22 protein-coding genes and 12 pseudogenes are annotated in these 25,951 nt (G+C 54.7%); 18 read left to right on the forward strand and 16 right to left on the reverse strand.

The genetic code is table 11. The features are described from left to right. Nucleotides 1–461: 461 nt before the first annotated feature. Both BMS17_RS20665 and BMS17_RS20670 read right to left on the reverse strand, forming a co-directional pair. Nucleotides 462–743, reverse strand: a complete 282-nt coding sequence (locus BMS17_RS20665) for a hypothetical protein (protein WP_077432200.1) — start codon at nt 741–743, stop codon at nt 462–464. 269 nt (nt 744–1,012) lie between these two features. Further along, a pseudogene (locus BMS17_RS20670) lies at nt 1,013–1,262 on the reverse strand (transposase); the annotation flags it as partial. A 292-nt stretch (nt 1,263–1,554) separates the two neighbouring features. On the opposite strand from BMS17_RS20670, the gene BMS17_RS30990 reads away from it, so the two are divergent. Continuing rightward, complete coding sequence (locus tag BMS17_RS30990; RefSeq protein WP_077432201.1) at nt 1,555–1,737, forward strand: AbrB/MazE/SpoVT family DNA-binding domain-containing protein; 183 nt, start codon at nt 1,555–1,557, stop codon at nt 1,735–1,737. 910 nt (nt 1,738–2,647) lie between these two features. On the opposite strand, the gene BMS17_RS20685 is transcribed toward BMS17_RS30990, so the two are convergent. The 7 genes and pseudogenes from BMS17_RS20685 to BMS17_RS30690 all read right to left on the reverse strand — a co-directional run. After that, nucleotides 2,648–3,133 carry a hypothetical protein gene (locus BMS17_RS20685; RefSeq protein WP_077431610.1) on the reverse strand — a complete coding sequence of 162 codons (486 nt, stop codon included), beginning with the start codon at nt 3,131–3,133 and terminating at the stop codon, nt 2,648–2,650. Between the two features lie 274 nt (nt 3,134–3,407). After that, nucleotides 3,408–4,095, reverse strand: a pseudogene (locus BMS17_RS20690) (FAD-dependent oxidoreductase); the annotation flags it as partial. Then, entirely contained in the window at nt 4,092–4,256 is a 165-nt protein-coding gene (locus BMS17_RS20695) for a DUF2892 domain-containing protein (protein ID WP_077431611.1), read from the reverse strand. The gene BMS17_RS20695 and the pseudogene BMS17_RS20690, both read right to left, overlap by 4 nt. A gap of 13 nt (nt 4,257–4,269) precedes the next feature. Next, nucleotides 4,270–4,479 (reverse strand): annotated as a pseudogene (locus BMS17_RS20700) (DUF6691 family protein); the annotation flags it as partial. Next, a complete protein-coding gene (locus BMS17_RS20705; RefSeq protein WP_077431612.1) occupies nt 4,437–4,862 on the reverse strand; it encodes a DUF6691 family protein in 426 nt (141 codons plus the stop codon). The pseudogene BMS17_RS20700 and the gene BMS17_RS20705, both read right to left, overlap by 43 nt. 2 nt (nt 4,863–4,864) lie before the next feature. Further along, nucleotides 4,865–5,298 (reverse strand): annotated as a pseudogene (locus tag BMS17_RS20710) (YeeE/YedE family protein). Beyond that, nucleotides 5,295–5,444 (reverse strand): annotated as a pseudogene (locus tag BMS17_RS30690) (transcriptional regulator); the annotation flags it as partial. The pseudogenes BMS17_RS30690 and BMS17_RS20710, both read right to left, overlap by 4 nt. Before the next feature lie 171 nt (nt 5,445–5,615). Here BMS17_RS30690 and BMS17_RS20720 point away from each other — a divergent pair. The 3 genes and pseudogenes from BMS17_RS20720 (at nt 5,616) to BMS17_RS20730 (ending at nt 7,923) form a co-directional block, all read left to right on the forward strand. Further along, the gene (locus tag BMS17_RS20720; protein ID WP_077431613.1) at nt 5,616–5,861 is read left to right on the forward strand and encodes a hypothetical protein; all 246 of its coding nucleotides are present in this window, start codon (nt 5,616–5,618) and stop codon (nt 5,859–5,861) included. Between the two features lie 148 nt (nt 5,862–6,009). Continuing rightward, nucleotides 6,010–6,353, forward strand: a pseudogene (locus BMS17_RS20725) (sensor histidine kinase); the annotation flags it as partial. Nucleotides 6,354–6,468: 115 nt separating this feature from the next. Further along, on the forward strand, nt 6,469–7,923 hold the full coding sequence (locus BMS17_RS20730) for a TrkH family potassium uptake protein (RefSeq protein ID WP_077431614.1): 1,455 nt from the start codon (nt 6,469–6,471) through the stop codon (nt 7,921–7,923). 205 nt (nt 7,924–8,128) lie between these two features. Here BMS17_RS20730 and BMS17_RS20735 read toward each other — a convergent pair whose 3' ends face one another. Beyond that, nucleotides 8,129–9,049 (reverse strand): universal stress protein, encoded by a 921-nt coding sequence (locus tag BMS17_RS20735; protein WP_077431615.1) that lies wholly within the window; start codon nt 9,047–9,049, stop codon nt 8,129–8,131. A 270-nt stretch (nt 9,050–9,319) separates the two neighbouring features. Here BMS17_RS20735 and BMS17_RS20740 point away from each other — a divergent pair. The 4 genes and pseudogenes from BMS17_RS20740 to BMS17_RS20755 all read left to right on the forward strand — a co-directional run bounded on the left by BMS17_RS20740 (nt 9,320) and on the right by BMS17_RS20755 (nt 12,990). Continuing rightward, nucleotides 9,320–10,395: pseudogene (locus tag BMS17_RS20740) on the forward strand (NAD(P)-dependent alcohol dehydrogenase). A 40-nt stretch (nt 10,396–10,435) separates the two neighbouring features. Beyond that, complete coding sequence (locus tag BMS17_RS20745) at nt 10,436–10,678, forward strand: hypothetical protein (protein ID WP_077431616.1); 243 nt, start codon at nt 10,436–10,438, stop codon at nt 10,676–10,678. A 45-nt stretch (nt 10,679–10,723) separates the two neighbouring features. Next, on the forward strand, nt 10,724–11,962 hold the full coding sequence (locus BMS17_RS20750; protein ID WP_077431617.1) for a DUF4010 domain-containing protein: 1,239 nt from the start codon (nt 10,724–10,726) through the stop codon (nt 11,960–11,962). A 104-nt stretch (nt 11,963–12,066) separates the two neighbouring features. Continuing rightward, nucleotides 12,067–12,990, forward strand: coding sequence for a universal stress protein (locus BMS17_RS20755; protein WP_077431618.1), 924 nt, complete (start codon nt 12,067–12,069; stop codon nt 12,988–12,990). A gap of 54 nt (nt 12,991–13,044) precedes the next feature. On the opposite strand, the gene BMS17_RS20760 is transcribed toward BMS17_RS20755, so the two are convergent. After that, on the reverse strand, nt 13,045–13,608 hold the full coding sequence (locus tag BMS17_RS20760) for a GNAT family N-acetyltransferase (RefSeq protein ID WP_077431619.1): 564 nt from the start codon (nt 13,606–13,608) through the stop codon (nt 13,045–13,047). Nucleotides 13,609–13,831: 223 nt separating this feature from the next. Here BMS17_RS20760 and BMS17_RS20765 point away from each other — a divergent pair, with 223 nt between their 5' ends. Together BMS17_RS20765 and BMS17_RS20770 are read left to right on the forward strand one after the other, a co-directional pair. Then, the gene (locus tag BMS17_RS20765) at nt 13,832–14,743 is read left to right on the forward strand and encodes a universal stress protein (RefSeq protein WP_077431620.1); all 912 of its coding nucleotides are present in this window, start codon (nt 13,832–13,834) and stop codon (nt 14,741–14,743) included. A 247-nt stretch (nt 14,744–14,990) separates the two neighbouring features. After that, nucleotides 14,991–15,875 carry a universal stress protein gene (locus tag BMS17_RS20770; protein ID WP_077431621.1) on the forward strand — a complete coding sequence of 295 codons (885 nt, stop codon included), beginning with the start codon at nt 14,991–14,993 and terminating at the stop codon, nt 15,873–15,875. Between the two features lie 60 nt (nt 15,876–15,935). Here the strand turns inward: BMS17_RS20770 and BMS17_RS20775 are convergent, their stop codons facing one another. Next, entirely contained in the window at nt 15,936–16,361 is a 426-nt protein-coding gene (locus BMS17_RS20775) for a potassium channel family protein (protein ID WP_077431622.1), read from the reverse strand. A gap of 360 nt (nt 16,362–16,721) precedes the next feature. Here BMS17_RS20775 and BMS17_RS20780 point away from each other — a divergent pair, with 360 nt between their 5' ends. The 3 genes and pseudogenes from BMS17_RS20780 to BMS17_RS20790 all read left to right on the forward strand — a co-directional run bounded on the left by BMS17_RS20780 (nt 16,722) and on the right by BMS17_RS20790 (nt 19,735). Next, a complete protein-coding gene (locus tag BMS17_RS20780; RefSeq protein WP_077431623.1) occupies nt 16,722–17,642 on the forward strand; it encodes a universal stress protein in 921 nt (306 codons plus the stop codon). Between the two features lie 98 nt (nt 17,643–17,740). Then, nucleotides 17,741–19,138, forward strand: a pseudogene (locus tag BMS17_RS20785) (MBL fold metallo-hydrolase RNA specificity domain-containing protein). 72 nt (nt 19,139–19,210) lie between these two features. Beyond that, the gene (locus BMS17_RS20790; protein WP_256577200.1) at nt 19,211–19,735 is read left to right on the forward strand and encodes a hypothetical protein; all 525 of its coding nucleotides are present in this window, start codon (nt 19,211–19,213) and stop codon (nt 19,733–19,735) included. Between the two features lie 46 nt (nt 19,736–19,781). On the opposite strand, the gene BMS17_RS20795 is transcribed toward BMS17_RS20790, so the two are convergent. Continuing rightward, the gene (locus BMS17_RS20795; RefSeq protein ID WP_077431624.1) at nt 19,782–20,528 is read right to left on the reverse strand and encodes a helix-turn-helix domain-containing protein; all 747 of its coding nucleotides are present in this window, start codon (nt 20,526–20,528) and stop codon (nt 19,782–19,784) included. A gap of 225 nt (nt 20,529–20,753) precedes the next feature. On the opposite strand from BMS17_RS20795, the pseudogene BMS17_RS30005 reads away from it, so the two are divergent. Together BMS17_RS30005 and BMS17_RS20800 are read left to right on the forward strand one after the other, a co-directional pair. Continuing rightward, a pseudogene (locus BMS17_RS30005) lies at nt 20,754–20,894 on the forward strand (hypothetical protein); the annotation flags it as partial. A 201-nt stretch (nt 20,895–21,095) separates the two neighbouring features. Beyond that, nucleotides 21,096–21,794 (forward strand): potassium channel family protein, encoded by a 699-nt coding sequence (locus BMS17_RS20800; RefSeq protein ID WP_077431625.1) that lies wholly within the window; start codon nt 21,096–21,098, stop codon nt 21,792–21,794. A gap of 47 nt (nt 21,795–21,841) precedes the next feature. On the opposite strand, the gene BMS17_RS30700 is transcribed toward BMS17_RS20800, so the two are convergent. The 3 genes from BMS17_RS30700 to BMS17_RS20810 form a co-directional block, all read right to left on the reverse strand. Continuing rightward, nucleotides 21,842–22,324 carry a transporter gene (locus BMS17_RS30700; RefSeq protein ID WP_371916733.1) on the reverse strand — a complete coding sequence of 161 codons (483 nt, stop codon included), beginning with the start codon at nt 22,322–22,324 and terminating at the stop codon, nt 21,842–21,844. Continuing rightward, on the reverse strand, nt 22,284–22,802 hold the full coding sequence (locus BMS17_RS30705; RefSeq protein ID WP_256577201.1) for a hypothetical protein: 519 nt from the start codon (nt 22,800–22,802) through the stop codon (nt 22,284–22,286). Before BMS17_RS30705 ends, BMS17_RS30700 begins: the two co-directional genes overlap by 41 nt. Nucleotides 22,803–23,473: 671 nt before the next feature. Then, a complete protein-coding gene (locus BMS17_RS20810; RefSeq protein WP_077431626.1) occupies nt 23,474–23,932 on the reverse strand; it encodes a hemerythrin domain-containing protein in 459 nt (152 codons plus the stop codon). Between the two features lie 337 nt (nt 23,933–24,269). On the opposite strand from BMS17_RS20810, the pseudogene BMS17_RS30395 reads away from it, so the two are divergent. The 3 pseudogenes from BMS17_RS30395 to BMS17_RS20825 form a co-directional block, all read left to right on the forward strand. Further along, a pseudogene (locus BMS17_RS30395) lies at nt 24,270–24,434 on the forward strand (IS5/IS1182 family transposase); the annotation flags it as partial. After that, nucleotides 24,431–24,545, forward strand: a pseudogene (locus tag BMS17_RS30710) (methyl-accepting chemotaxis protein); the annotation flags it as partial. The pseudogenes BMS17_RS30395 and BMS17_RS30710, both read left to right, overlap by 4 nt. Nucleotides 24,546–24,754: 209 nt before the next feature. Beyond that, nucleotides 24,755–25,372, forward strand: a pseudogene (locus tag BMS17_RS20825) (GyrI-like domain-containing protein); the annotation flags it as partial. Nucleotides 25,373–25,951: the final 579 nt, after the last annotated feature.

Here is a 25,951-nt window from a genome sequence, read left to right on the forward strand (position 1 = left end):
AAAAAATCCGCTCACAGGGTGGGTGGGGCGCGGCCGCTTGCGATGCCGGAATTTGAGGCGCCCCGCCGCCGCGAATGCCTCAGGCCCTTTTAATCAGAACAATCCCGCGGTTGATCCCGGTGTGGGCCATCTCTATGAATGAGCTTTTTGCCTGCTAACGGTCCTAAGGGCTCGAGCGATGGCTTGTTTGTCTGCAGATGTGCGATCAGCCAAAGATCGGTGCGGCTAGGCCTTCTGAGCCTGCGTTCCATCGACTCAAAAGCCCGTTGCAAAGCCCTTGCACGCTGTTTTTTGAGGGAGCCGACCATGGTCCTACGCATCGCATTCTTCCTCGGCAGTGTCCTAGCGTTGACTAGCTCAACAGTCACGCGTTTTCGCCCACGATTTTTGATACACGAGAAAGGCTTGAGGTAGATCGGCAATAAGGTTCCCATCGGAGCGAGAGTATTCTCTGCTTCAACTCATCGGCCGTCACCGAAAAAATCATCTTTAGTGATCAGGCCGAAATTGTTCCCGGCCATAGCCGTATCCGCACGTCCGTCATCGCTGAGCAGACACTGAGTACGTCGCTCCTGTTTCAGATTTGCAATTGTTTGAAAGAAGCAGTCTTCACACAAGTGCAGCTCGTAGCGCTCACCGTCATGTTTGGCGCCGTATCCCCAATGCGCTTGCAGCATCGCAAACTGAAGCCTACCGGTTACCACACGGGTGGAGAGTTGGCAGACGTCACACACCACGTCCATGACGGCTTCGACTTCTACCTTACGGTAATTTTCATTTCTACCTCTCACCCAAGTGCTCCTAGTACAACCATAAGCATACAGTCTGTGTTGCTGCTGACCGAAAACTGCCCCATTAGAGGCTGTTCTGCCGACTGAAAACTGACCTAGCTGTTCAACTGCTTCTGCTCACTTTTCGAGCAGGAGAACACAGGGTGATCAGCGTGGAAATGTTGGGAAAATCGGGCGGATGTATTTCCGCGACAAGCTCTCGCTGCGCCAGATAGCCAAACGCCCCTTAACCACATGAACTCGATTGCGCTCGGCCTCACGCTCAAGCCGGCGGCTGGACTGAATCCGATTGAGATAGCCGTAGATATAGATCTTCAGCAACACCGCTGGGTGATAGGCCGAACGACCAGTGGCGGCAGGATCGACGTCCTCAAAACCAAGTTCGCCCAGGTCGAGTTCATCGACGAAAACGTCGACCACACGGACTGGATTTTCTTGGGGTACGTAATCGTCCAGGCACTCCGCTAGCAAGGTGACTTGCGTCCGAGCCTAACCTTCAATAAATCGCTTCATGATCGCCCCCGCTATGATCTCGACGATCAGAAGATTAGACAATTGCGGGTGTTTTCACACAGCCTGGACCCAAAGCGGACGGTGGCGACAGGCAGCTATCGGCTAAATCTTGCTACTGTTGATAATGAGCGCGACCAGACTTGCCTTTGCTGGACGGTTTTCCCAGTAATGCCGGCGGTTGCCAAAAGTACGATTCGAACGCAGCATGAGTGTTATGACTTCGGACAACGATGGCTCGGGGCTTATAGATATGCGCGAAGACGAACGCTGGTTTTCGACATGCCAAGACGCTGGGGACGGAAGTGGCGACCTTGTCATCGACTTACCGTCCGAGTTGCTTTCAAAAATGGGCTTAAGCCTCGGGGACGAGTTGAATATCGAAGTGGTGGATGGGGTAATCGTCCTTACACCCATACGTCAAGACCATCGGTAAACTGAAGTTCCTACTTCCTCCTGTAAAATCGCATTTCCAGGTATCAACCTTATTTTGTCGCTACCCAACGTCGTAGGCAGAAATCGATTGTGAGCGGCTGCATTTGATCGAACTCTGCGGCTGCTGACCGGCTGTGGGTCGGATGCAGCCCTCCGCGACCAGCAGCAATCGGCCGATTCTGTTGAAAAAGTCGAGCGTGGTTTTCACGGCAGAAAAGTACGCGCCTGAGATTGAAGTCTAGAATCGGCGCAGAGGTACTCGGACTCAGATTTCACGTAGCAGCGCACAAAAAAGATGCTTTCGCCGATCAATATTCTGGCAGTTTGGGAAAACCGACTTTTTCAACAAAATCGGCCAAAAGTAGTCAGTCTCGATAGCTGCGGTCGACCCAATACGAATTTTCTCGTAGATAACTAATGATCTGTAGCGCTCATCGTTAGATGCAATAGACTTAATGTAGGTTGAGAGTTCGGATCTTTCCTTCATTGCCAAATTAAGTAAACGTAAACAATTGATTTTCCTAAAGAAAGTCAGGGGTTTGTGGTTTTTGGCGTCCAAAAAAAGGCTATATGGTGTCGGCGCTGATTGAAAACTGACCCACCCTGCCAACTTTAGACGCCCTAAGGCGGTCTGTGAAGGCACGCATAAGACCATCGATTACCGAGTATTCAGGTAGTTCAACGATTTCCGGCAGCCTGGGTCAAAACCGCATCAGCGCCAACATATTCGTGGAGATCGAGTGCATTCGTGTTGCTGGCGGCCCTGATTTCTATCGCCTTACCCAGGCATGCCGAGGCGATAGGAGACGGTCAGAAAGGACGGAGTGTGCCTCTTCGCGCTATACGCGTTGGAGGAGTACGTCCCGAGTTAACCGAAAACGCACTCCACAATCAAATAAACGAGCCAATGCCTACTGTCCAGGCTTGGCCGGTGGCTGCCCTTGCATGTAGTTTTGGTGCCTCATAATGTTATCCATCATCATCTGTTGCATCCCCGTGTACCTGTCCATCATGTACTGGCGTTGACTCTTTTGCTCCGGGGTCAAGTTTGAGTAGTCCTGCCACCCCATCATGTGGCTACCACCCATCATGTGTCCTTTGCCCATCATTCCCGGCCCCCACATACCGTTCATCATACTCATTCCATTTTGCATCGTACTCCAATGTTCCTGAAGGAGCTTCTGCCGCTGCTGGGGATCTTGGGTTTGCTGAATTTTCTCCATCTGTGTCTGCATCTTCTTAAAGGTGTCTTGTGCCTGAACCATCTGTTTATCGAACTCGGCAACACTCGGAGTTTGTTGCTGCGTCTGTGTCACTTGAGATTGCTCTGCTGCTGACGCCCATAGGGGGGTTAACAATGCGGCGAAGAAGAGCACGGTCAACCTGGTAATTTTCATGACTAGCTGCCTTAGTGGGGGTGAGCTGAACGAAATTCTGAATTAACCGATTGCGGTGTTTGCGTTAGGCCGCATTTGCCAGAATCAAAGACTTCAGCATGACCACTGAGTAATTAGCAGAGCTGTCACAAGCGACCTTGACATATATCAGATGCTGAAGTGTTTCCCCGGAATTTACATTTGCGGCGAGCACGAAAGGAGCCCCGTTGGGAGCGCGCACAGCCCGCCGATACACATGTCGACGGTGTCCAACATCCCCTCCCGCTAACAGCCCGCCGTAACCGACCAACCACAGCCTTGGCTCTTTGGTCGAGTGGGTGCCTTCGACCTCAACGCGGCCCTCGGTGTTGACCACCTCCAGTGAGTCCAGATGCTGTAGGGCTGGCCTGAATCCTGTGCACCAAATCACCGCGTCCACCGCAGATTCGGAGCCATCGCCCCAAGTAACCCCGCGGTGAGTGAAACTTTCGAAAACTCGTACAGACTTGAGAACATTGCGCTCTCGGGCTTCGACAACGGGCGGAACCATGACTATATCGCCCAGCCCACCCACTGGCTGCTCAATGACCCGCCCCTCCAATTGAGCTTTCCAGCGCTCGGTTGCGCGCTCGAATAATACCCGCCCATCCACATCGTCAGGCAAGAACATCGGTTCAACGGGGGTTCCCCACCTGGTCTCAGCGATCTTTGAGACTTCGGCCAGAATTTGTGCGCCTGAATTGCCGCCACCTACCACCAACACCTTCTAGCCCGCGAACGGTTGTGCTTCGACAACTCCAGGTGGACGGGGAGAATAGACGCAGCGAGTTCCAGCCATGTCGCCAGGCACCACCAGGCTCTTCCTGCGCATCAAGGATAACGAATGAAAGATGAGTTCGACGCAGGAAATACGCTACCGCCAAGCCTGATTGGCCCCCACCAACAATGACTACGTCTAATGTGCTGGCGAGTGAATGAGTCATAAGGAAAATCCTGGAGGGCAGAAACGGAAAATGCCAGTGCCCGGCGGCACTAAACCAATCCGCCCCCAATCGCCGATCACGCTGGGCAGACTGAGGCCAATGTGACGCAGGCCAGCGACAATGCGCAGGCTACGGTCAATGGTTCCAGTGTTTGCTTTCATGGCGATCTGCCGATCAATGGCTGCGCCGGCTCTCCAGCGCAGTAAACAACAACATGCCGGCCAGCGTGGCCAACATGAATACGATCACTTGCCAGTGTCCTGTCAGCAGAATTGCCACTGCGGGGCCCGGACAGATGCCCGCTATTCCCCAGCCGATGCCGAACAACAGGCTCCCGCCAATCAAGCGCGGGTCCAACTCACGTTTGATCGGTAGCTGCATTGGCCTTCAAACAACAACATGCCGGCCAGCGTGGCCAACATGAATACGATCACTTGCCAGTGTCCTGTCAGCAGAATTGCCACTGCGGGGCCCGGACAGATGCCCGCTATTCCCCAGCCGATGCCGAACAACAGGCTCCCGCCAATCAAGCGCGGGTCCAACTCACGTTTGATCGGTAGCTGCATTGGCCTTCCCAGCAGCGAACTGGATTGTTGTCGCGCCCAGGTTAGCGGGCCAATGGCCCCGACCATGACCAACGCCAAGGAAGGGGCCCAGGCACCGGTTAAATCCAAGAAGGACAATACTTTTACCGGATTGGCCATGCCTGCCAGAAGAAGGCCGAAGCCGAACAGTAAGCCTGCAATGAATGCACTCAGTTTGATCATGTTCACCCCCCCAGCAGATGACGCAAGACAAACACCGTGGCGAAACCACTGAACATGAAACACGCAGTGGCGACCATCGATCGCGGCGAAAGGCGCGAGATGCCGCAGACCCCATGGCCACTGGTGCAACCTGATCCGTATCGGGTACCGATGCCCACCAATACACAGGCGACGATCAGCCCGACCCCGCCACTTTTGAACTCGATCTATGGCAGCGTGGCGAACAAGCCCCATAGAAGCGGCGCGATGAGCAGGCCCAGGAGAAAAAGTGCTTCTCACTTACTCCCTCGCTCCCACGCTGTAAAAGACTGCCGATCAGGCCGCTGATGCCTGCGATGCGCCCGTTGGCGACGACGAATAGACTGGCTGCCAGGCCAATCAATGCGCCACCGGCAAGGGATGACCAGGGAGTGAAGTTGAGCCAGTCGACATTCATGAGATTTCTCCGGCGCAAAAATGTTGATACAGGGTTTGGATCACTGCCAATGCTGCGGGACTGCTGATGCGATAGAACACTTGCTTTCCGTCACGGCGGGTCTCCACCAGTCCTTCGCGACGAAGCACTGCCAGCTGTTGAGAAAGACCGAATAAGAATGATGAGCGTCCAAGCAACTTTGATCGTGGATACAATCAAGCCGTAACGATTTTCGATAGGTCGAATGCACTTTCCAATCACAGGAATCTTTGCCACACTGATGTTCATAGTGAGAGTGGTTCGTAGTGCCGAGCCAGCCCTGTCCGGATGGTAGGGTTATGATCGATATTGACGATTTCCGGTTCAAGTCTCACCACCTATTGTTGGAACTTGATGCAGCCACAAATCACTTGATGATGTTGGTGGTGGCAAAAGAAGTTTCAGGAAGTCGTTGGGACGAGGCTGCGTCGCGTCAGAAGGTGGCTTACGAGGCTTGGGCCACGATGCTTTATGCGATTGAAACAGATCCGATGCCTTGCTTTGATGGTCGCCTATCTGATGGCCTGGGGCCACTCTCAGAGTAACTTTTTGCTGATGGTTTCTCTGCATTTTTAATGCTCTGACGAAGCACCGCAGCTTCTCCAAGACCCCGATTGATCCAATGTAAGACCTTGGATGCACGCACCCAATCTCAGGAAAACAATAATCAACGCCTTGGTAGCATCCGATGGAGCAGGGACTGAACCGCCTGTGCCTATTGATCTGGTCCGCACCGATCGGGACAGCCAGATTCAGTTGACGCCCTGGTTGCTGAGTAAGGGGCTTGACCTGGTTTTTGATGTCTGCGACAACATCAGCCTTGCCAAAGTCGACCCCGCCGCGATCAATATTGTCTTGAACAACCTGATGACCAATGCGGCGAATTTCTCCCCCCGCAAACCAGCTACGAACTGTCCGTCGAGGAGGAGGGGCCGGGCATCAATGAGCGGGATCGCGATCGGCTTTTCGAGCGTTTCTACAGCCGCGGAAATGATCAGGGGACAGGGTTGGGGCTGACCATTGTCAAGGTCATTGCTGGGGCGACATCGAAACCTTGGTTTGCGTTGATTGCCAGTTAAAACTTTACACAAAATTTACGAGGCTTCGGGGGGCATTCGATACTGTGCGCGCTAATTTTGACAGGTTATTTTTATGTCTCTCTCGGCAATGCGGCTCATCGGTTTCATTTTAGGCATTTTTCTGATCACGCTGGCTGTCAGCATGGCTATTCCCATGATCACATTGGTGGCCCATGAGCGTAACGACGATCTGTCAGCCTTTCTCTGGTCGAGTTTGATTACCTTCATTTGCGGCCTCCTGTTGATCGTGCGTGGGCGCCCGGAAAGTGGCCAGCTTCGCCCTAGGGACATGTATCTGCTGACGACTGGCAGTTGGGTCGTTGTGTGCACCTTCGCTGCATTACCAATGGTGTTCATCAGCGATATCAGCTACACCGACGCGTTCTTTGAAACCATGTCCGGCATCACCACCACAGGCTCGACTGTAATCACTGGTCTGGATACCGCATCTCCCGGTTTGTTGATATGGCGCTCCATGCTGCATTGGTTGGGCGGCATCGGTTTTATCGGCATGGCTGTGGCGATCCTTCCACTATTGCGAGTGGGCGGCATGCGCCTGTTCCAGACAGAATCCTCAGACTGGTCGGAGAAAGTGACGCCACGCTCCCATGTAGCAGCTAAATATATCCTTTTGCTTTATCTGGGACTTACTGGCTTCAGTGCCCTGGCACTCTGGGTCGCCGGGATGACACCTTTTGAAGCGGTCAACCACGCTATGTCGTTGATTTCTACCGGGGGATTCTCAACTTCCGACGCCTCACTCGGGCATTGGACGAAACCAGCGATTCACTGGGTGGCGGTGGCCGTCATGATTCTGGGCAGTCTGCCCTTTACCTTGTACGTTGCGACATTGCGGGGCCATCGGCTTGCGCTGATCAAGGATCACCAGGTACGTGGATTCATTGGGTTCTTGACCGTTACATCGCTGGTCGTGGGTACCTGGCTTTGTTTTCGCAGCGATTACGGATGGTGGGATGCGTTTCGTATCGTGGCAGTGAATGTGACCTCGGTTGTCACGACCACCGGAATTGCGGTTGGTGACTACACGTTATGGGGCAGCTTCGCCGTCTTGCTGTTTTTCTATCTGACCTTCGTCGGTGGATGTTCCGGCTCCACTGCAGGCGGTCTCAAAATCTTCCGTTTTCAGGTTGCCGCCGCTCTCCTAGTCAGTAGTTTGAAGCAGTTGATCCATCCTCGAGCAGTGATTCAGAAGAAGTACAACGGTCATCCCATTGATGAGGAGATCGTGCGCTCGCTTTTGACCTTCTCGTTTTTCTTCACCATCACGATTGCCGCCATCGCCCTGGGGCTGGCGCTCATCGGGCTTGATTGGACAACCGCGTTGAGCGGGGCCGCTACTGCGGTGTGTAATGTCGGGCCAGGGCTTGGCACGATCATTGGGCCGGCCGGCAATTTCTCGACATTACCGGATGCCGCTAAGTGGCTACTGACCGTGGGAATGCTTTTGGGAAGGCTGGAAATCCTGACGGTGCTGGTGCTCCTGACGCCCGTTTTCTGGAGATACTGATCTTCAACCGAGACGCCAAAAAGCGTTTCCTGTGTCTTCTCTGAATGGATTTCGCAAGACTGTGAAACATTGACCAACCCTGCCCGCTCACTCGTGATGCTCGAAGAATGTGCGGGTATCGTTTGCGTTGGCGTCCTGATCGCGCGGCTTGCCAGTGTTATATGTCGCCGCTGCCTGAATCGAGCTAAGCCGGTACTAGCATCGTTCAGAGTACTTCTGGGGAAACCACCCACACGCTGCAGGGCAACTTGTACAATAGATGTTCCACCGTACTGCCAACCAACCGCTCCATACCGCGGTGACCTATGCGTCCCATGACAATCACATCGGTGTCGTAGGCCTGCGCGTAGCTGGAAAGCACCTTTGCCGGATTGCCCATGATCATGTGCTGGTGCTCCGGCGGGATGCCGTTGCGCTCAGAAAGCTTGCGAAACGCATCAGCTTGCGCCTCGAACAGGGTCTTGGCTTTTCCCGAGGAGAACAACGCCGAGCCATTACTGAAACCGAATTCTTCCGCACTGATGCTGGAAAGGTCATGGGCGTAGATTACGTCCAGTTCTGCATTGCAGGTGCTCGCCAGTTTGGAGGCCTCACGCAGAATTCTGTCGTTGAAGCCTTCGTATTGGCCATCGCAATGAAAAGGGTCAACGGCGGCGACGATCTTGCGCGGCAAAGCGTTGTGCAAATGACTGACAAAGTGCAGGGGAACCGGGCATTCACGTAGCAGGTGGATATCCAACGGCGTAAACATCAGGCGTGACAGCAGCGATTCGTGTTCCAGCGCCTTGATCAATACAGCCATCGGTTGTTCTTTGAGATGAATGAGGATTTCCTGCAAGGGCCTTTCGACCCAGACGACTTCCGTGGTGACGTGCACACCGATCTTGCGCAAGGGGCGAGCCTGGTCTTCGAGCCACTGGCGATGGCGATCGACATAGCCCAGTCGCATCTGTTCCAGCGCCTGTTCGTTGACCATTCCGGCAGTCGCCAGCCCTTCAAGATAATCAAACGCCACGATGTGCAGGGCAGCACCTGAAGCCTTGGCAAGGGCTGCGGCCCGGTCGAAGGCGGGGCTGTTTTCCATCAACGGCGAGACGACCAGCATGAAGCGTAATTGATTAGACATGACAGATCTCCGGTAGGTAATCGTGCAATCGCTTGGCCCAATGACGGCCGTGTTATTGGGTGAAGCCTTGTACCTAGCCTGCCGCTGTTCAGGGCGCCGGGTTTGATCTTTGTCAAATCGAAGGGAAAGGATGGTATTGCCCGACGTGCGGTAATCCAGGCTTCGTCCCTTGACGAAATTGTTGACCATTATCAATCTTTCGTCCGGCTCCTCAGCGCAGTCTTTGGGCTCGTACAGACTTTGGTCCGCATAAGTAAAGGAGGGATCACCATGACGACCATGAGAGCGGCTGTTTTCGTCGAAAAGAACCGGATCGTACAAGAAGACAAGCCCGTCCCCGAAGTCGGACCACTGGACGCGTTGATCCGTATCACCACCACAACTATTTGCGGCACCGACGTACACATCCTGCGCGGTGAGTATCCGGTGGCCAAAGGGCTGACGGTGGGCCACGAGCCGGTGGGCGTGATTGAGCGGCTGGGGTCGCAGGTGCGCGGTTTTGTCGAAGGGCAGCGGGTGATTGCCGGCGCCATCACGCCCAGCGGACAAAGTTACGCTTGCCTGTGTGGCTGTGGCTCCCAGGATGGGCCAGATACCCGCCATGGCTTTCGTGCTTCCGGCGGCTGGAAGTTCGGCAACAGCATTGACGGTTGCCAGGCCGAGTACGTGCTGGTACCGGACGCCCTTGCCAATTTATGCCCGATTCCCGACGGTCTCAGCGACGAGCAGGTACTGATGTGTCCAGACATCATGTCCACCGGTTTTTCCGGTGCAGAGCGGGGCGAGGTGAACATCGGCGATACCGTTGCCGTGTTTGCCCTGGGTCCAATCGGCCTTTGCGCGGTGGCTGGAGCACGGCTCAAAGGCGCGACGACGATTATTGGCGTCGATGCCGTGGCCGAGCGGATGAGCGTCGCGCGACAGTTGGGTGCGACTCATGTCGTCAACTTCAAGGACGGCAATGTGGTCGAGCAGATCATGGCGCTGACCGATGGCCGTGGTGTCGATGTGTCCATTGAGGCATTGGGCACACAGGGCACTTTCGAATCCGCGTTACGCGTGCTGCGCCCGGGTGGTCGACTATCCAGCCTTGGCGTTTACTCCAGCGATCTGCACATTCCCCAGGATGCCTTTGCCGCAGGATTGGGCGACTACAGCATTGTCACCACCCTGTGCCCGGGGGGGGGAAAGAGCGTATGCGCCGCTTGATGGCCGTGGTGCACAGTGGTGGTGTGGACCTGTCGCCGCTGGTGACCCACCGCCTCAAACTCGATGATATTGAAGCGGCCTATGAATTGTTTGCTCACCAACGGGACGGTGTCATGAAGGTCGCGATTACGCCGTGAGGCTGTGCGCACTGATTCTCTAAGTAGTACGGAGGTTTCTATGATCATTGATATCACGGAGAAGCCGGCAAGCCATTGCTGGATCGTGTGCATGGATGCCTTGAAAGTGAACTTCAACAGTCTGGGAGAAGCGCAGGCGTTTGTTGGCCAGCTCAAGGCACGTATCGAGGCGCCCCATGTCTGGCCAGGTGGTGTTTGCCTGGCAGACGACACAAGACGGATGCCTGACCGTCAAACTGCTTACCCCAATGGCAAACGGTTTTGCGTCGACCGCGTGGAGTAAAAACGTGGACCAGTGCGGGGCGCAGTTCAAGCAGATGACGATCCAATGAGCGGAGCCATCGGGCTGGCAGGAGCAGCCGCAGCTCTGGGGATTGGCATGCTCATCGGTCTTGAACGCGAACGGCACAAGGATCAGGGCGAGACCCGCGCTTGTGCCGGTTTACGGACGTTCGCCATTACGGCGTTGCTGGGTTATGTGGCGATGCAGGTCGGTGGCGGTTTGCTGGTGAGCATCGTGGCCATCGCTCTGGGATTGCTCGTCACCGTGGCTTACTGGCGAAGCCTGAGCGACGACCCCGGGGTGACCAGCGAAGTAGCATTATTTACGGTGTTGGTATTGGGGGCGTTGTGTGGCAAGAACCCCGAGCTGGCGATTGCTATCGGCGTGGTGATGGCAGGGCTGCTGACTTATCGAGAGAAGCTGCACCACTTTGCCCGCAGCCAATTGACTGATGCGGAGTTAGGCGACGGCCTTATCCTCCTGACGGCTGCGCTGGTCGTGCTGCCCTTGGCACCGGACCGCTTTATCGGTCCCTACGCTGCCATCAATCTGCGTACCATTTGCAGCCTGACCGTATTGCTGATGGCAGTGGGGGCAGTTGGGCATATCGCCGTTCGGACCCTGGGGACCCGGTACGGATATGCGATCAGCGCCATTGCCTCAGGTTTCGCTTCCAGCACCGTGACGATCGCTGCCATGGGGCATCTCGTCGCCCGGCAGCCTGACAATATCAAGGTCCTGAGCGCGGCCGCGATCCTGTCCAACATGGCCACCGTTACGCAGGTCGGCTTGATTCTGGGGGCGGTTGACCCTGGTTTGCTGCGCCATATGTGGGGGCCATTGATGTCCGGAGCCGCCGCCACGGCGTTGTATGGGGTATGCCTGATGTTTCCCAAGTCAGCGACCGAGGCCAACCAGCCGATTAAAGTCGGTGGGGCGTTCAACCTCAAGCTGGCCCTGATCGTCACATTGACCATGACCGGCATTACCTTTGTTTCGTCAGTGATGCTCAGCCATTTCGGCCAGGTTGGGGTGATGTTGACGGCCACATTCAGCGGTTTTGCCGATGCGCATGCTTCCACGGCGTCGATTGCCACGCTGGCCAAGTCCGGTCAGTTGCCCTTCGATGCCATTGTCGGGCCTGTGTTGATTGCGATCAGCAGCAACTCCGTCAGCAAATGCGTGGTGGCGTGGGTCAGCGGCGGGCGACGCTTCGCCGCTTACGTGATCCCAGGCCAAGTGTTGTTGACCATGGCGTTATGGGCGGGAATGGGGCTGTTCTGATGGATATCGCGGGCGTAACTGATAAAAATCAAGTGCTCGGAACAAGGAGCAATCAATCTGTGATTCTACTCCTGGATTGAATTGGCCGTATGCCGAGGTGCCCCATGTCGCAATCTCAGCGTTTACTCTTGATCGCTCCTTCAGCCATGACTCGGACACCGGCATTCGACCGGGCTGCTGCGCTTGCGCTCGCGATGCAATTGCCGTTGCACATCGTCGCGTTCGACTATTCACAGGCCCTGGCGGTGGCCGGGATGTTCGACCCGGAACAATTCAGCCAGGCTCGGGATGGCTACCTGAAAACCCATCGCCAATGGCTCGTGGAGCAGGCCGAATTGATGAGCAAGCATGGCGTCGAGGTCACCAGCGAAGTGGTGTGGGTACAGCATCCTTATGAGGAGACTCTGAACTTTATCAATGAGATGCCGCTGATACTGATCATCAAGGACGCCCAGGAAGAGTCGGCGTTCAAGCGTGTTTTTTTTACCCCGCTGGATTGGCAGCTGCTGCGCGATTGTCCTGTGCCGGTGCATCTGGTGACGACTCCGCTGAATGCCCGGCCACACAACGTACTGGCCATCATTGATGTGTTGCGCGATGAAGATCAGGACCGTGTGTTCAACGATCAGATTGTCGACGCCGCGGCGAAATTGGCCGCGGTCTGTGATGCCAGTCTTGAGTTGCTGCATGTGTATGACTGGACGGCTGTATACGTCCAGGACATGGGCTTTGCCGCATTGCCACTGGCCAGCGGGATTTATGAAATGTTGGGAGCGGCTCAGCATGAGGCATTTGCGGCTATCGCTGAACGCCACGGCGTGTCACCGGAGCGTCGTCACTTCATAGAGGGGGCACCCGTGCCGAGTATCTGTGAATTCGTCTCAGACCACCGTACCGATGTCATTGTCATGGGCACGGCGCAGCACAAGGGCTTGAGCAAATTACTCGGAACCACGGCCGAGCAACTGCTGCATCGGGCGCCGTGCAGTGTGCTGGCGATAAAGCCAGGAAGAATGCTGCAATCCTGAGGGCTTGATTGCCCCGCGATGAGCCGTTGGCTGGAATATCGCGGGGGCGATTTTCTACAGGTAAATTTGATGAATCACCTGACGGCTGTCGTCGGGATCATTGTGCGTTTCGAATCCGAGCGCCTTGGCAAGGTCACGCATGGGTGCATTGCTGGAGGAGTCCACTGAATACATCTGGCGAAAGCCGTTTTTGCGGGCCGCTTTGATCAGATGTTCCATCAGTAATGTGCCCAGACCCAGGTACTTCCATTCATCGGCGACCGTTACGGCACATTCACACTCATACGCGCGAGTGGCCGCGTAACGGCTGATACCGATCTCGACTAGTTGCCCGTTGTCATGGACCAGGGCGATATAGGCCACACGCTGTTGATTGTCAGTGTCCATCAATTGATTGAGCATCGCAGCGCTGGGTTCATTGATCTGCGCGAGAAAACGCATGTGTCGGGATTCGGGAGACAGCCGTTTAATGAACGCATATTCACGGTCGCGATCTTTCTCCGACAGTGGCCGAATCAGCACGTGGCGACCGTCCCTGAGCGCTTCGATCCAGTATTGGCCGTCGACTGCGACATAGGCGGCCGCAGCCCGATCATTGTGGTCTTTGACGGTAAGCATGGGGTGTTCCTCCAATGCGTTTAGAAAGATTAGCGCTCGGCAAAAGAGCCGCGTTTGATTTCGTTCTACGCCGTTGTCAGTCCCTAAATCTGATCTGGATCAGACACCCGTGTCGGCGGCGTTGATTCGTGCATGCTTGATGTAAATCAAACTGCGCAAGGTGATGGAGTGCAGTCTTGAAACATACCGGCACTGTATGACCGGAGTCGAACGGAGGTGTGTGATGGGGCGATATCAACGTTTTCTGCTGATCGCTGACCAAACCCTGCATCAGTCTCCCGCTCTACTGCGTGCCGTCGCCTTGGCCAAGGCAGCCGGGGCCGTACTGGATGTGCGGGTCTTTGTCGAACCGGCACCAGTGGTTCATTTATGGCAAGAAAAAGTCGATGACGCAGAGCAACAGCGCTATTTGCGTCGCTACCGTCGCTGGGAGGCGGAAGAGCTCGATCGGCTCAGCGACCTGGGGCTGGAGGTGACGGTCGAAGCCGTCTTCACCACCCATCCGCTGCTGGACATTTTGAAGACGGTCGAAGATCTGAAGCCCGACCTGTTGATCAAGGATGTAACCCTTGAACCTGTGCTCAAGCGGGTGTTCATTACCCCGCTTGATTGTCACTTACTGCGTGAATGCCCGATCCCCGTGCATCTGGTCAATCACGTCCGCTACGCCTTGCCGCACAGGATCGTGGCGGCAGTGGACCCGTTCGATCCGTCGACACAAATCAGCGGATTGAACGACATAATCATTCAGATTGCTAACGCCCTGGCCCTGCAATGCGATGCACCGTTGCACCTGCTTTACGCATTTGATTTATCGCCCGCCTTCAACAGCGATGCGCCATTGGCTGGGGGCGGTTGGGGCGTGGATCTCAGCGAAGAACTGCGTCAATCCTTGCACCAGGCGTTTATTACATTGGCAGAGCGCTATGGCGTGCCACCGGAGCGACGGCATTTCGAAATGGGGTTGCCGGTACCGGTGATCAATGAGTTTGTCGAGCAATACCTGGCCGATGTAGTGGTGATGGGCACGGTGCACCGTGAGGGGATCGACCGGTTGATCGGTAGCAACACAGAGCGAGCGCTGTACTCTGTGCCAGGCAGTATTTTGGTTGTCAGGTCGCGTGTCAGGGAATGAGCACTATCGTGCCGTTGAGCTGGCCGGCTGTAACAGTGCCAGTCAGAACCATGAGCGCTTCAATTTCTCAGTGTTGAAGAAAAACCTACTGTTTCTCGGGCGGAAAAGTCCATGAGTGATTTTTTGGGCACCGAGCAACTGGTGGGGACGACGTCCAGGCTGAAACGGCAAAGGACATTAGTGGCCAATCGCTGACGTCTACCCATTAGCAGTTTGCGTCGAATATCGACCTCACGGGAGATTTATCATGAGCCAGTATCAAAGCCTGTTACTGATCATCAACCCGGCCTTGCGCCATTCTCCAGCCATGAATCATGCAGCGGCGCTGGCCAAGGCCAGCGGTGCAAGTTTGCATATCGCGGCGCTTATCCCGTCGTTCAAATGGTTATCGCTGCTTGAAGAGGGTGATCGAGAATCGGCACGGGAGCGCTACCTGCAGGACCATCGCGGCTGGCTTAAGGCTCAGGCCGAAAATTTGCGTGACAGGGGGATAGAGGTGACCACCGAGGTGGCCTGGGCTGAGGACGTGAAGCAAGACATCATTGATCACGTCACGGACCTGCGGCCCGACTTGTTGATCAAGGAGGTTCAGCATGAGTCCGTGCTCAAGCGAGCCTTCTTTACCCCGTTGGATTGGCACTTGTTGCGTCACTGTCCGGTGCCGGTCTACCTGGTGGGCGGGAGCAGCTTCGTTTTGCCCCGCAAGGTTGTGGCAGCGGTCGAGGTATCGGATGTCGAGTCAACCGACAATGAACTGAACGACCGAATCATCAAGCAGGCTTGCGTCCTTGCAATGCAGTGCAACGCCGAGCTGCATTTACTGTACGCCTGCGATATCTCGGCTGCTTTTCTGGCGGACATGGGCGGCCTGACACTGGCTGACCTGACCAAAGCGCTTCGCAGAGACCTGGAAAATTCTTTCCTGGGGTTGGCAGGTCGGTTCGGAGTGCCCTCCGATCATCGACATTTGATTGAGGGAAACCCGGTCACGGCGTTGAGTGGGTTTGCTAATGAACACAACGTGGATGTGATCGTAATGGGCAGAGTCCACTCCCATGGTGTGGATAAGCTTCTGGGCAGCACGACCGAGCATATTCTGTATCAGGTGCCATGCTGCGTTCTGGCGGTCTAGATCGAGTCTGTATATGGCTTGATCGCCGACAGTTGAGTCTGATACGAGTGGGAAAAGGGATTATTTGCGCTTCCAGTACTTTTGCATTTCCAGAAACAGGAAGGATGCGGTCCATGTGATGAGCACCAGTCCGGTCAGGGCTTGCAGGCCGGTCAAGTATTTGAGTTTGCCCACAGGCGAAATATCGCCGAAGCCGATCGTCGTGTACGTCGTAAAGGAAAAGTAAACGCAGTCCATCAGCGTACCGTCGAAGTTGCCCGTCAGGCTGCCCCAACTCCCTGAGTGCACCATCAGGTAATAGACCAGCGCAAAGTACCAGACCTCTATTGCGTGGGCCAGGAGGGCGCCGAATACTCCAACTACGATTCTGAAGCGGCTCCACACTTTGAGCCGGGGCAGCCAATCATTCAAACGTAACAGGCATTCGTAGTGGATCAGTACGGCGATGATGACCACCAACGTATTGATCAGCGTGACTGCCAGCATGGCAAATCTCCAGCGAAAGGGGAGGCGGTGAATCAGAGTATTTCTACGCCAGGAAGCCGGAAAGTCGTTGAGCTGAATCAACAAGGGTTTTAGTAATCGAAAGCCAGTCGTTCCATTAACGATAGCTGCTGATTAGTTGATAAAAGTCAGGTCCCCCACGGCATAGCGCCAAATAATCGAACTGCCGCTTTCCAGTCGCAACAAGTCGACATGACGATTATGAAAACGTACTTGTTCGGTGTATTGCGGGATATTTTGCTGGCTGCAGTCACGAGCCTGCTCGAAGTCACAAGCGTTTGACTCAAGGCCCCGACAGCCAGGCGGGTTTGCACTCAGGCAGGTTTCAGGGCGAGGTATGTGATGCTCAAACTCAAACGCATTCTATTGATAGCTCCCAGAGAAATGACCCTGACCCCGGCGTTTGAGCGTGCGCATGCCTTGGCTTGTGCAACCGGTGCCTTATTGCACATTGTCGCGTTCGATTATGTCCAGGTCCTGGCGGTCGCCGGTCTGCTTGACCATGATGCGATGGCTCAGGCACGAGAAGGCTATCTGCAGGTGCACCGCCATTGGCTGGAGCAGCAGGCCCGATTTCAGCGATTCGGCGGCATACAGGTGACCACCGAAGTGGTCTGGGCCAAGTCGAGCCTGACAAACCTGCTTGAGTACGTGAACGACTTTCTTCCGGACCTGGTGATCAAGGACACCCATTACGTGCCGGCCCTAGATCGTGCCTTTCACCGGCCATTGGACTGGCGACTGCTGCGGGAATGTCCGACCCACCTGCATCTGGTTACCAGTGCCAGAAATCCCAAACCATTGAAAATTCTTGCGGCGATCGATCTGTCCCATCTGGAGGAGCTGACGCAGGGTTTAAATGACCGAATACTCGATCTGGCATCGACTCTGGCGGCCAGCTGCGGTGCCGCACTGCACTTACTTAATGTCTGTCGTTGGTCAGAGATGAGCGATGCGCCGATGAGTTTGCCAACGGGCAGTCTTGATGACAGTTTGAGGGACGCGATCGAGGATGCCCAGCAAGAGGCTTTCGATGTGCTTGCCGAGCGCTATTGCATCAACACCACGTGCCGACACTCACTGACGGGCGTCCCCCACAAGGTCATCGGACTTTTCGCTCAACAGAATGCCTTCGACATGGTGGTGCTGGGCACGGCTTATCACCATGGTCCTGACCGGTTTATCGGCGATACCGCCGAGAGCGTGTTAAACCGGGCGCCGTGCAGTTTGATGATCGTCAAGCCATTGGCCTTGCGCGATTGAATGGAACGCCGTCGAGCTTGCAGTTGATAAAAATCAACTGGCTTTGAGCCAAAAGGAGCGATCAATAGCGTTCCCCTGAATGCGCAAGGAAAACCGCCGTGCGAATCACATTTCTAGGTGCCGCGGGTACGGTGACGGGAAGCAAGTACTTGCTGGACCATCGCAACCAACATGTGCTGATCGATTGCGGTCTGTTTCAGGGCTATAAGCAACTGCGACTACACAATCGCGACCCGCTCCAGTTCCCGGTCAGCGATCTCGACGCCATTGTCCTGACCCATGCCCATCTCGACCACAGCGGCTATTTACCTGTCCTGGTGCGCAATGGGTATCGCGGCCCGGTCTACGCCACGCCCGCTACCTGTGAACTGGTGAAAATTCTGCTGCTGGACAGTGGCCGCCTGCAGGAAGAAGAGGCTGAGATTTGCCAATCTGCATGGCTTCTCAAAGCACACCCCGGCGTTGCCGCTTTACACTGAGCAAGATGCGGAGCGAGCACTAAACTGTTGCGGCCGGTGGAGTTGCACCACAAGGTGAAAATTGCCACGGATATGACCATCCAACTTCATTGCGCCGGGCATATCCTGGGTGCCGCGACGGTGGAGGTGATTGCTGGCGGCCAGGCCTTGGTGTTTTCAGGGGATTTGGGGCGGCCTGACGATCCTTTGATGTTCGCTCCGGAAGCTGTTGAGCAGGCGGATTATCTGCTGGTGGAGTCTACCTACGGTGATCGCCAACACCCGGACGAGTCGCCACAGGCGCAATTGGCCGAGGTCATCACCCGCACGACGCTTCGCCGAGGGATTACCCTCGTGCCATCGTTCGCGGTTGGACGTGCTCAACTGCTGATGTATCACCTGTATCACCTGTATCAGTTGAAGCGCAAACGGGCGATTCCCGATATTCCAATCTACCTCAACAGCCCGATGGCCACCGATGTCACGTTTTTGTACCAGCGTTTTCGGACCGAGCACAGACTGTCTATGGAAGATTGCGAAGGCATGTGCCATGTAGCGCAATTCGTACACTCCGTCGATGATTCGAGAGCACTTGATCAGCAACGCACCCCAGCGGTAATTATTGCCGCCAGTGGCATGGCGACAGGAGGGCGGGTGGTCCATCACCTCAAGGCACTGGCTCCCAATCCGATTAACACGCTGCTGATGCCTGGCTTCCAAGCCGGTGGCACGCGTGGCGCGCAAATTATTGCGGGAGCGTCTTCGGTTCGTATCCACGGCAAAGACGTGCCAATCGGTGCCGAGGTAGTTCCAATGCAAACACTGTCCGCACACGCCGACGCCGATGAAATCATGCAGTGGCTGCGTGGATTCAAGCGACCTCCAAAACATACCTTTGTCGTTCACGGGGAACCAAACGCGTCGGACGTGCTACGTCGGCGCATCAGTCTGGAGTTGGGATGGTCGGTTTCAGTGCCGGAGTATCGCGATAGCGTTGAACTCTCTAGCATTGATCTCGCTGCAAGCTCATCAAGGTAACCAAAAAAGCCACCGCCGTTTGAGGCATTGTTCCTTTGCAGGTCAAGAAGAAGGGACCCGGTCGCATACGGGTTGATCCAGATCAAACGGCACTTTTTGGTCGGCGCCATTGTTTTGATAAAAATGGCGAGAGAACCAGTCATGACAAACAATAAGCTTTTCAGCGGATATCGAGCGGTTCAGGACTGGAGCAGAGTTGCGGTGCACAGGTGCTTGCACCGGATGGGCACAAGTTCCTGGAAACGTGAGGCAGCCATCCTGCTGTCGGTCTTGGTGGTGGTGATGGCGGGATATCTCACGGTGTTTCACTTCGCCTCCCGCGCGGTGCAGGATTTGGTTGGCACGTGCACTGCGCGTTTAGAGAGCGAGCTTGAGAATGCCGGCACAGATTCCCTCACAAAAGCCCTGGCTCGGCCCTTGTGTGAATGTGTTGCATATTCCTTCCTCGACAAAAACGGTATTGTGCGTTTGGCCATGGTCAGCAAGCGCATGTTTGATCCGATGGATCTTGAACCCGTGACAGAAGAGGACGAGGAGGACTGCATCAGCGCCCTGTGGCTGCCCAATGCCGAACTGGCCAAGCGCCTGCCCTTTTGAATAGGGGGATTGTGTTTCGCTGGCAGCGATGTCCGGTTGACCGGGATCAATAGATTGGAGGGCGGTGGCAGCCGGCGATCAACTGTTTGAGGCCTTCAAGATTAAGAATTTTGACGTCACGGCCAGAAACTTCCACGAGTGCTTGATCCCGCAGGTGTGCGATGCCCCGACAAATGGTTTCCAGGCGCAGCCCCAGGTAGGAGCCGATTTCCTCGCGGCGCATTTTCAACACGAAATCCGTCGATGAATATCCACGGGCGTTCAAACGTTGCGACAGGTTCAGTAAAAAGGCTGCCAGACGCTCGTCCGAGTTCATGTTGCCCAGCAGCATCAGCATGTCGTGATCGCGTACGATTTCGCGGCTGAGAACTTTATTCAGATTGTGCTGCAGGGAAGGCAACTCATGGGCAAGTTCTTCCAGGTGAGCAAAGTGGATGGGGCAGACCTCGCTATCTTCAAGGGCAACAGCATCGCACGCATGCCGGTCCGTGCTGATCGCGTCAAGGCCGAGCATTTCACCAGGTATCTGAAAGCCGGTGACCTGCTCACGACCATCGACCGAAAGTACGCTGGTCTTGAATGAGCCGATTCGCACCGCATAAAGCGAGCGCAGCGGATCACTTGCACGGTAAAGTGCCACGCCCTTTTTGACCTTGAAACGTTGAATGATCAATGTGTCCAGGCGCTCGATTTCCTGCCCGGTCATGCCGATGGGCAGGCATAGCTCCATCACGCTGCAGCTTGAGCACACAGCCTTCAGGAAATGGGCTTGCAGAAAGCGGACGTCTGGCATGAGAAGTGAGGTCAATTGGGAGGACTCACTAAGAATAGGCGGTGCGGCATCTGACACGCACCGGATTCTCAGGATTGCCGGTGTAATCGACGAACGGAAACAGCCTTTACGGACATCGCTCCGAATGCCGATCCGGGAGTTTGATGTCAATCAAGTCTTATGCGCCTCAGATTCTCATAGTCGGTTATAAGCTATCAATAACCGGGTCTTTTGGCGGAGAAGTTCATGAGCAATTTCCTGAACACTGAGCAACTGGAGGGCCTGGATGCTTATTGGAGGGCATCCAATGATCTGGCCGTCGGACAGATTTTTCCGAGAAGCAACCCGCTGCTCAAACAACCTCTGACCCTGGCGCACATCAAGCCTTGATTAAGCGTTGTTGATCGTTCCTCAAGAACCTCGATTTTGATTGACTGACTTCCTCAGGGCGTGAGGCTGCCTGTCAGGTTCAACCCTCTTACAGATATTCGCGACTAGAGTTTCACTCCCAACTATTCTGAAGCAAGATCAGAATTCACCCGTGCAACGTCAAGTATCGAGCGTTACTTCGGCCTCAGGGAAGCCGGTATGACAAATCTGCAAGATAAAGCCGAATCCGACGCGGATTTAGCTCAGATGGTGATAGGACTGGGGCCCTGCACTTATCTGTTGCTGCTCTTGCTAGGGTTGATCCTTCTGTTGCCCTTTCTTGAGGAGGGTCTGATTGCTCGCATGTGGCTCGGCATTCTGTTTTCGGTCGTGCTGCTCGTGGGCGCTTTCGCCACCAGGCAGACCCGGTCGGGGTTCATCCTCAAACTGTGCCTGGCGTTGCTTGGGATTGGCCTTCAATGGGCGGCCTTGTGGACTGAGAGTATCGGGACTCTTGAACTTGCCGGGATAACCTATGCGGCGTCTCTTGCGGTTTCGTTCAGCGGAGTGCTTCGCTACCTTCTCAAGCGCGGGCCAATTACAGCCGACAAGCTGCATGGCGCGCTTGCGGGCTACATCATGTTGGCCTTCGTTTGGTCCTTCATCAATGCCCTGGTCGAGATTTCCGCCACTGGCTCATTCGGCCCTGGCAACTTCGATTTCAGACAACCCGGCACTTTCTTCAATCTGATCTATTTCAGCTTCACGACGCTTACGACCACCGGTTACGGGGATGTTATCCCGTTGACCAACCACGCCCGCTCACTGGTGATGGTCGAAGAGTTTTCAGGCGTCTTTTACGTGGGGGTCGTGATAGCGCGGCTTGCCGGTATTTATCCGTCGCATCAGGCCAGGTGATGCCCGATTTGCCAGAGCCATCTACGGGCATTGGTAAGCAACCGGCATCAGACAAATGTCCCACGAACGCATGAATGGAACGTAGCGTAAATCCTATGTTTCAAAGCCCTGCGCCGAAGCGATACATGCCAGACCATGCCAACAGCATCGTATTCGCTGCCCGTGCGGGTATGTCCGCCATTGCTCGCATTGAGCTTTATCGAATGGTTACGGTTCAACGGCAGCGTGAGGGTGCATCCGTAGCGGGTGTTTTCCTGAAAATCGTGGTTACTGACCCCATCGACCGAGCTGCTGCCGCCAGCGAAGTAGGTCGAATCCAGCGAAACCCAGACACCATTGCTGAAGGCGTAGATAAGATGCCCCTGTATCTGGTAAATCGGGTCCTGAGAAAGCACTTGGTTGCCGAGTAACTCGTCATTGTCGGTGAAAAAGGTTCCCGCGCCGGATAATTCCAGGGTCACTTGCCCCACACGTTTGGAAATCCCGAGTTCAGGCTTGAATGACCAGCGATTGTTGCCGAGATTTATCAGTCTGCTGTCGTCGAATTGCCCGAGTGGCGCCGATAATTACATCCTGTTGGTAGCTGGGGAACTCAGCCAGGGACATCGCCAGGGCGCCATACAAGTTGGCCGAGAAGCGAAATCTTGGATCGATCAACCCAGTGACATCACGCTCCTTGGGTTCACCGGCAAGCAAGGCTGAGCCGGTCAATTTTGCCTCGGGCACGACGATATCGAACTTCCCCGAGCGGCCCCAGACGTCCAGGGATCTGGCAAAGGCAAACACGACCGTCTTGATGTTGAGCTTGGCATCTTCGAGGGGGATCGAGGGGTTGGCCGTTACGGTGCCATGGAGATCGCTGTAGCCTATAAGCAGGAAATTGATACCGACCGGTGTATTGGCGTAGGACCTTGGTTCGAGATCCTCTGCCACTGCACCGGTGGCTAGCATGATGAGCGAAGCGGATGCGAACTGAACCAGCCTGACGACGCAGAGATTGTGTCTCATCCACATTCGCTCGCTTCTGTGAGGCCCCCGGAGTTCTATGAGTTGTAGCGCATCTGCATTTGTTTGGCACATGCAGCAGCATTGCGTGGTTGCACTTACAGTTTGATCGAATACTCTTGGCCGATCAGTGCCTGGGCACACTGTTTATTGGATGGGGTTTTTCCCCTAGTTTCGTGGACAACTCGAAGTCTTGTATCAAGGCGCTGCAATAGACAGGAAGTCTGGGTTTCCTCGGGCGAAATCGACAGGCAGCTGTGGCTGATTTCTGCCGCTGGAGAAGGGTGCCTGACGCCCCAGAGTTGCCGGTGGAGCGCAGCTATCGGTTGAGCCGTGTAAGCCCTCAGATCAGTCAACGAAACCAGGCGTGGCTCATCTGCCTAAAACATGGTCACAAGAGATTTGTATCATCACCCGCGGTTCCCCCAATAACCCCGTGGCCGGATTCTCCGTAGGCGGCTAGAGATCTATAATCGAAATAATACGATTAGCCGAAACGCTTGCTCCACGTTTGGCGAATGTGTGGTTGTAAGGCTTACAAATTATCTCGTGTGTAATTCAATATAAGTAATCCTACAAGCCAGTGGCGTATCATTAGGCGCCCACGCAAAGAATTTGTCAGGTCGAGTATTAAGTAGCCGCCTGGCTTTTAAGTAAGACGGTTGAAGCTCGTATTAATGCCACTGGTGCTTTATTTCCTGCCACTGGATATCTGACAACCACTTATCTGCCACCGGAAAGAAAATATTCTCCTCAGCATCCATATGATCGTAGTATTTCTTGATGAAGTCATCGATAGTGTCAGCGATTACTCTCACCTCCTGAGTTGAGTCCTCCAACATCTTGAGCTGTCCGGCAATGCGCGCAAATGCTTGATGATCTCGCTCGATATCCTTGACCCGTTGGTGGATCGGTGCCTCAGTCGCTAGTAAGGCCCGCCGAATAAGCTCTTCATTTTCATGGTGGTGTAGCTCTGCATCACCATGCAAGGCTTCCAGCAGCTTAAACAACAGCTTGCAGTCATCGGCACCAGCGGATTGATGCCTAACCCTCCCCAGCAATCCTTTGATCTGAGTGATTTTGATCGCCACCTCATGATGATAGGTGTGCAGCTCTTTCAACAAGGCGTTCATATAAAATCCTCACCACTACACCAAATCATCACAGGGAAAATATCATTAACCACCAACCTTCAGAACTATCCATGCATATCAATTCCCATAATTTTTAATACATCCATTCAGCAGCTATCACTCGTACGTATTTAACCTGTTTATTATAGTCGTGCTCAAAATTCTCGTCCCAATAAATTTGCCACCTTTGGATGAATTTGAAATATCAGGTGAATGTTTATATGCGCTATTTGTTTTACTTATGGCGACGCGAAAGAGAAAGCTAGCCGCTCCCTTGGCACACCGAAGCACTGTCAACCAGTCACCCTATCCGTGTGCCTTGTTGCGCGCCATGTAGAAGAACTTATCCAAACTCAAATACACCGGCAAGAAAAAGCAGACTCACCAAGATCGCTTCCTCGCTGACCTTGAACAACTGGTGTCCTGAGCACAGCTGGAGATGCAAGTGGCTTGGTTCTATAGCGACATCACAGGCAATCGCGGGCACCTTGCAATTGGGTTGCCGAGCAGACCAACCTACTGGCGCTCCGCCATCGAAGCAGGCCGGGCGGGGGAGCTGGGGCGAGGCTTTGTCGTGGTCGCCGACGAAGTTCGCTCTCTGGCACCGCGTACACCGACAGGCAGCTTTTGGCTAAGCTGTCGGTCGTACAGGATTTACAATCGCAGGCTCGGATGAGCTGCCCGGTAGCCTTCAAGACGGTGCATCCAAAGCGGCCACATCGAACAGGCAATTCAATCGCGATCTGAGCAAGCACGGCTAGGCGCGGGCACGCCGCTATAGGCGACTCTATTGCCTACCGTATTTCCCGGAGCCTCCATCCAGTGCCTGACTTGCCGAGCAACGCCGCCTACACAAAACGCTTCGACCTGGTACTCGCCTACATCGACGCCAATCTTGAAGGTGACTTGTCCGTGAAGACGTTGAGTCAAGTCGCGAATTTTTCGGCGTTTCACTTCCATCGACAATTCACCGCGTTCGTGGGCGTGCCTGTTTCACGTTATGTGCAACTGATGCGACTACGACGCGCGGCGCATTGCTTGTCTTCCCTCGCGGATTACTCGGTGCTGGACGCCGCTTTCGGTGCGGGTTTTGAAAGCCTCGAAGCATTTTCCAGGGCGTTCAGGCGGGCGTTTGGCATGACGCCGAGTGCATTCAGGAAGCAACTGAATTGGCAGGTCTGGAGTGCGGTGTTCACCATCCCTCATTTTTCCAGGAACATCATCATGCAGATACGAATTGTGGATTTTCGCGAAGTCAGGGTTGCAGCACTCGAGCATTGCGGAGCGCCCGGGCTAATTAATGAGAGCGTGCGTAAATTTATCGAGTGGCGCATGCAGAGAGGACAGTCGCCGGTGGCATCCAGTCGCAGCTTTGGTATTCCTTTCGGCAACCCCGATACGACCCCGGCCGAAGCGTTCCGGTTTGCAATCTGCGGACAGCATTGTTACGTGACGAAGCTTGAAGCCCTGCGCCAATTGGCCACTCGAATCCTTGGAGTTCGGGCTAATCATTGGTTTTTTTCTCTGCTGATCGACATTTAAGCGAATGTATGGGGGCAACGGATCATCATCGTTTCCTGCTGCCGCTTCCTGAAAGTGGCACCCTTCAAACGCTGTAGTTCTTATCAAACCCATCGTCGCGATGTGGTTATTTCTATGAAAAGAAGGCGCCACCTTACCCGGCTTGTTCGACAATTCAGTAGCCTGTTCACGCCACCTCCTTGCCTGATATCGACACGTGCCAATTTAGCGTTCACGGCTAAAACCAATTGGACACGAAATGGCCAAGTGCAATTATTTTGTTTTTTTGAGGATTCTGCTACAGCAGCAACGGATGGGGATTACTTGGAAGGTTCAAGCGGGCGAGAAGGTTTCGGGACGAGGGCGGCGAGATCTCTCTGGGAAGAGCGAACTGGATGATTACTGCCTGTCGCGACTTGTTGAAAACGACCCAAGGCCGTCATTAGGAGTATGTGGTATTGCGGCTCTGGCCACTGCCAAGCCTGCATTATTCACTCA

This window comes from Pseudomonas sp. C9 (genome assembly GCF_002000165.1).
Classification (GTDB): domain Bacteria; phylum Pseudomonadota; class Gammaproteobacteria; order Pseudomonadales; family Pseudomonadaceae; genus Aquipseudomonas.

Bases quoted from the DNA above. Each gene is read 5' to 3' on its own strand.
- BMS17_RS20800 (WP_077431625.1), top strand. From the start codon at position 21,096: ATGACAAATCTGCAAGATAAAGCCGAATCCGACGCGGATTTAGCTCAG.
- BMS17_RS20665 (WP_077432200.1), bottom strand. From the start codon at position 743: ATGGACGTGGTGTGTGACGTCTGCCAACTCTCCACCCGTGTGGTAACC.
- BMS17_RS20735 (WP_077431615.1), bottom strand. From the start codon at position 9,049: ATGTCTAATCAATTACGCTTCATGCTGGTCGTCTCGCCGTTGATGGAA.
- BMS17_RS20745 (WP_077431616.1), top strand. From the start codon at position 10,436: ATGATCATTGATATCACGGAGAAGCCGGCAAGCCATTGCTGGATCGTG.
- BMS17_RS20750 (WP_077431617.1), top strand. From the start codon at position 10,724: ATGAGCGGAGCCATCGGGCTGGCAGGAGCAGCCGCAGCTCTGGGGATT.
- BMS17_RS20765 (WP_077431620.1), top strand. From the start codon at position 13,832: ATGGGGCGATATCAACGTTTTCTGCTGATCGCTGACCAAACCCTGCAT.
- BMS17_RS20795 (WP_077431624.1), bottom strand. From the start codon at position 20,528: ATGCCAGACGTCCGCTTTCTGCAAGCCCATTTCCTGAAGGCTGTGTGC.
- BMS17_RS20695 (WP_077431611.1), bottom strand. From the start codon at position 4,256: ATGAAAGCAAACACTGGAACCATTGACCGTAGCCTGCGCATTGTCGCT.
- BMS17_RS20810 (WP_077431626.1), bottom strand. From the start codon at position 23,932: ATGAACGCCTTGTTGAAAGAGCTGCACACCTATCATCATGAGGTGGCG.
- BMS17_RS20760 (WP_077431619.1), bottom strand. From the start codon at position 13,608: ATGCTTACCGTCAAAGACCACAATGATCGGGCTGCGGCCGCCTATGTC.
- BMS17_RS20775 (WP_077431622.1), bottom strand. From the start codon at position 16,361: ATGCTGGCAGTCACGCTGATCAATACGTTGGTGGTCATCATCGCCGTA.
- BMS17_RS30705 (WP_256577201.1), bottom strand. From the start codon at position 22,802: ATGAGACACAATCTCTGCGTCGTCAGGCTGGTTCAGTTCGCATCCGCT.
- BMS17_RS20685 (WP_077431610.1), bottom strand. From the start codon at position 3,133: ATGAAAATTACCAGGTTGACCGTGCTCTTCTTCGCCGCATTGTTAACC.
- BMS17_RS20730 (WP_077431614.1), top strand. From the start codon at position 6,469: ATGTCTCTCTCGGCAATGCGGCTCATCGGTTTCATTTTAGGCATTTTT.
- BMS17_RS30990 (WP_077432201.1), top strand. From the start codon at position 1,555: ATGCGCGAAGACGAACGCTGGTTTTCGACATGCCAAGACGCTGGGGAC.
- BMS17_RS20770 (WP_077431621.1), top strand. From the start codon at position 14,991: ATGAGCCAGTATCAAAGCCTGTTACTGATCATCAACCCGGCCTTGCGC.
- BMS17_RS20755 (WP_077431618.1), top strand. From the start codon at position 12,067: ATGTCGCAATCTCAGCGTTTACTCTTGATCGCTCCTTCAGCCATGACT.
- BMS17_RS20705 (WP_077431612.1), bottom strand. From the start codon at position 4,862: ATGATCAAACTGAGTGCATTCATTGCAGGCTTACTGTTCGGCTTCGGC.
- BMS17_RS20720 (WP_077431613.1), top strand. From the start codon at position 5,616: ATGATCGATATTGACGATTTCCGGTTCAAGTCTCACCACCTATTGTTG.
- BMS17_RS20780 (WP_077431623.1), top strand. From the start codon at position 16,722: ATGCTCAAACTCAAACGCATTCTATTGATAGCTCCCAGAGAAATGACC.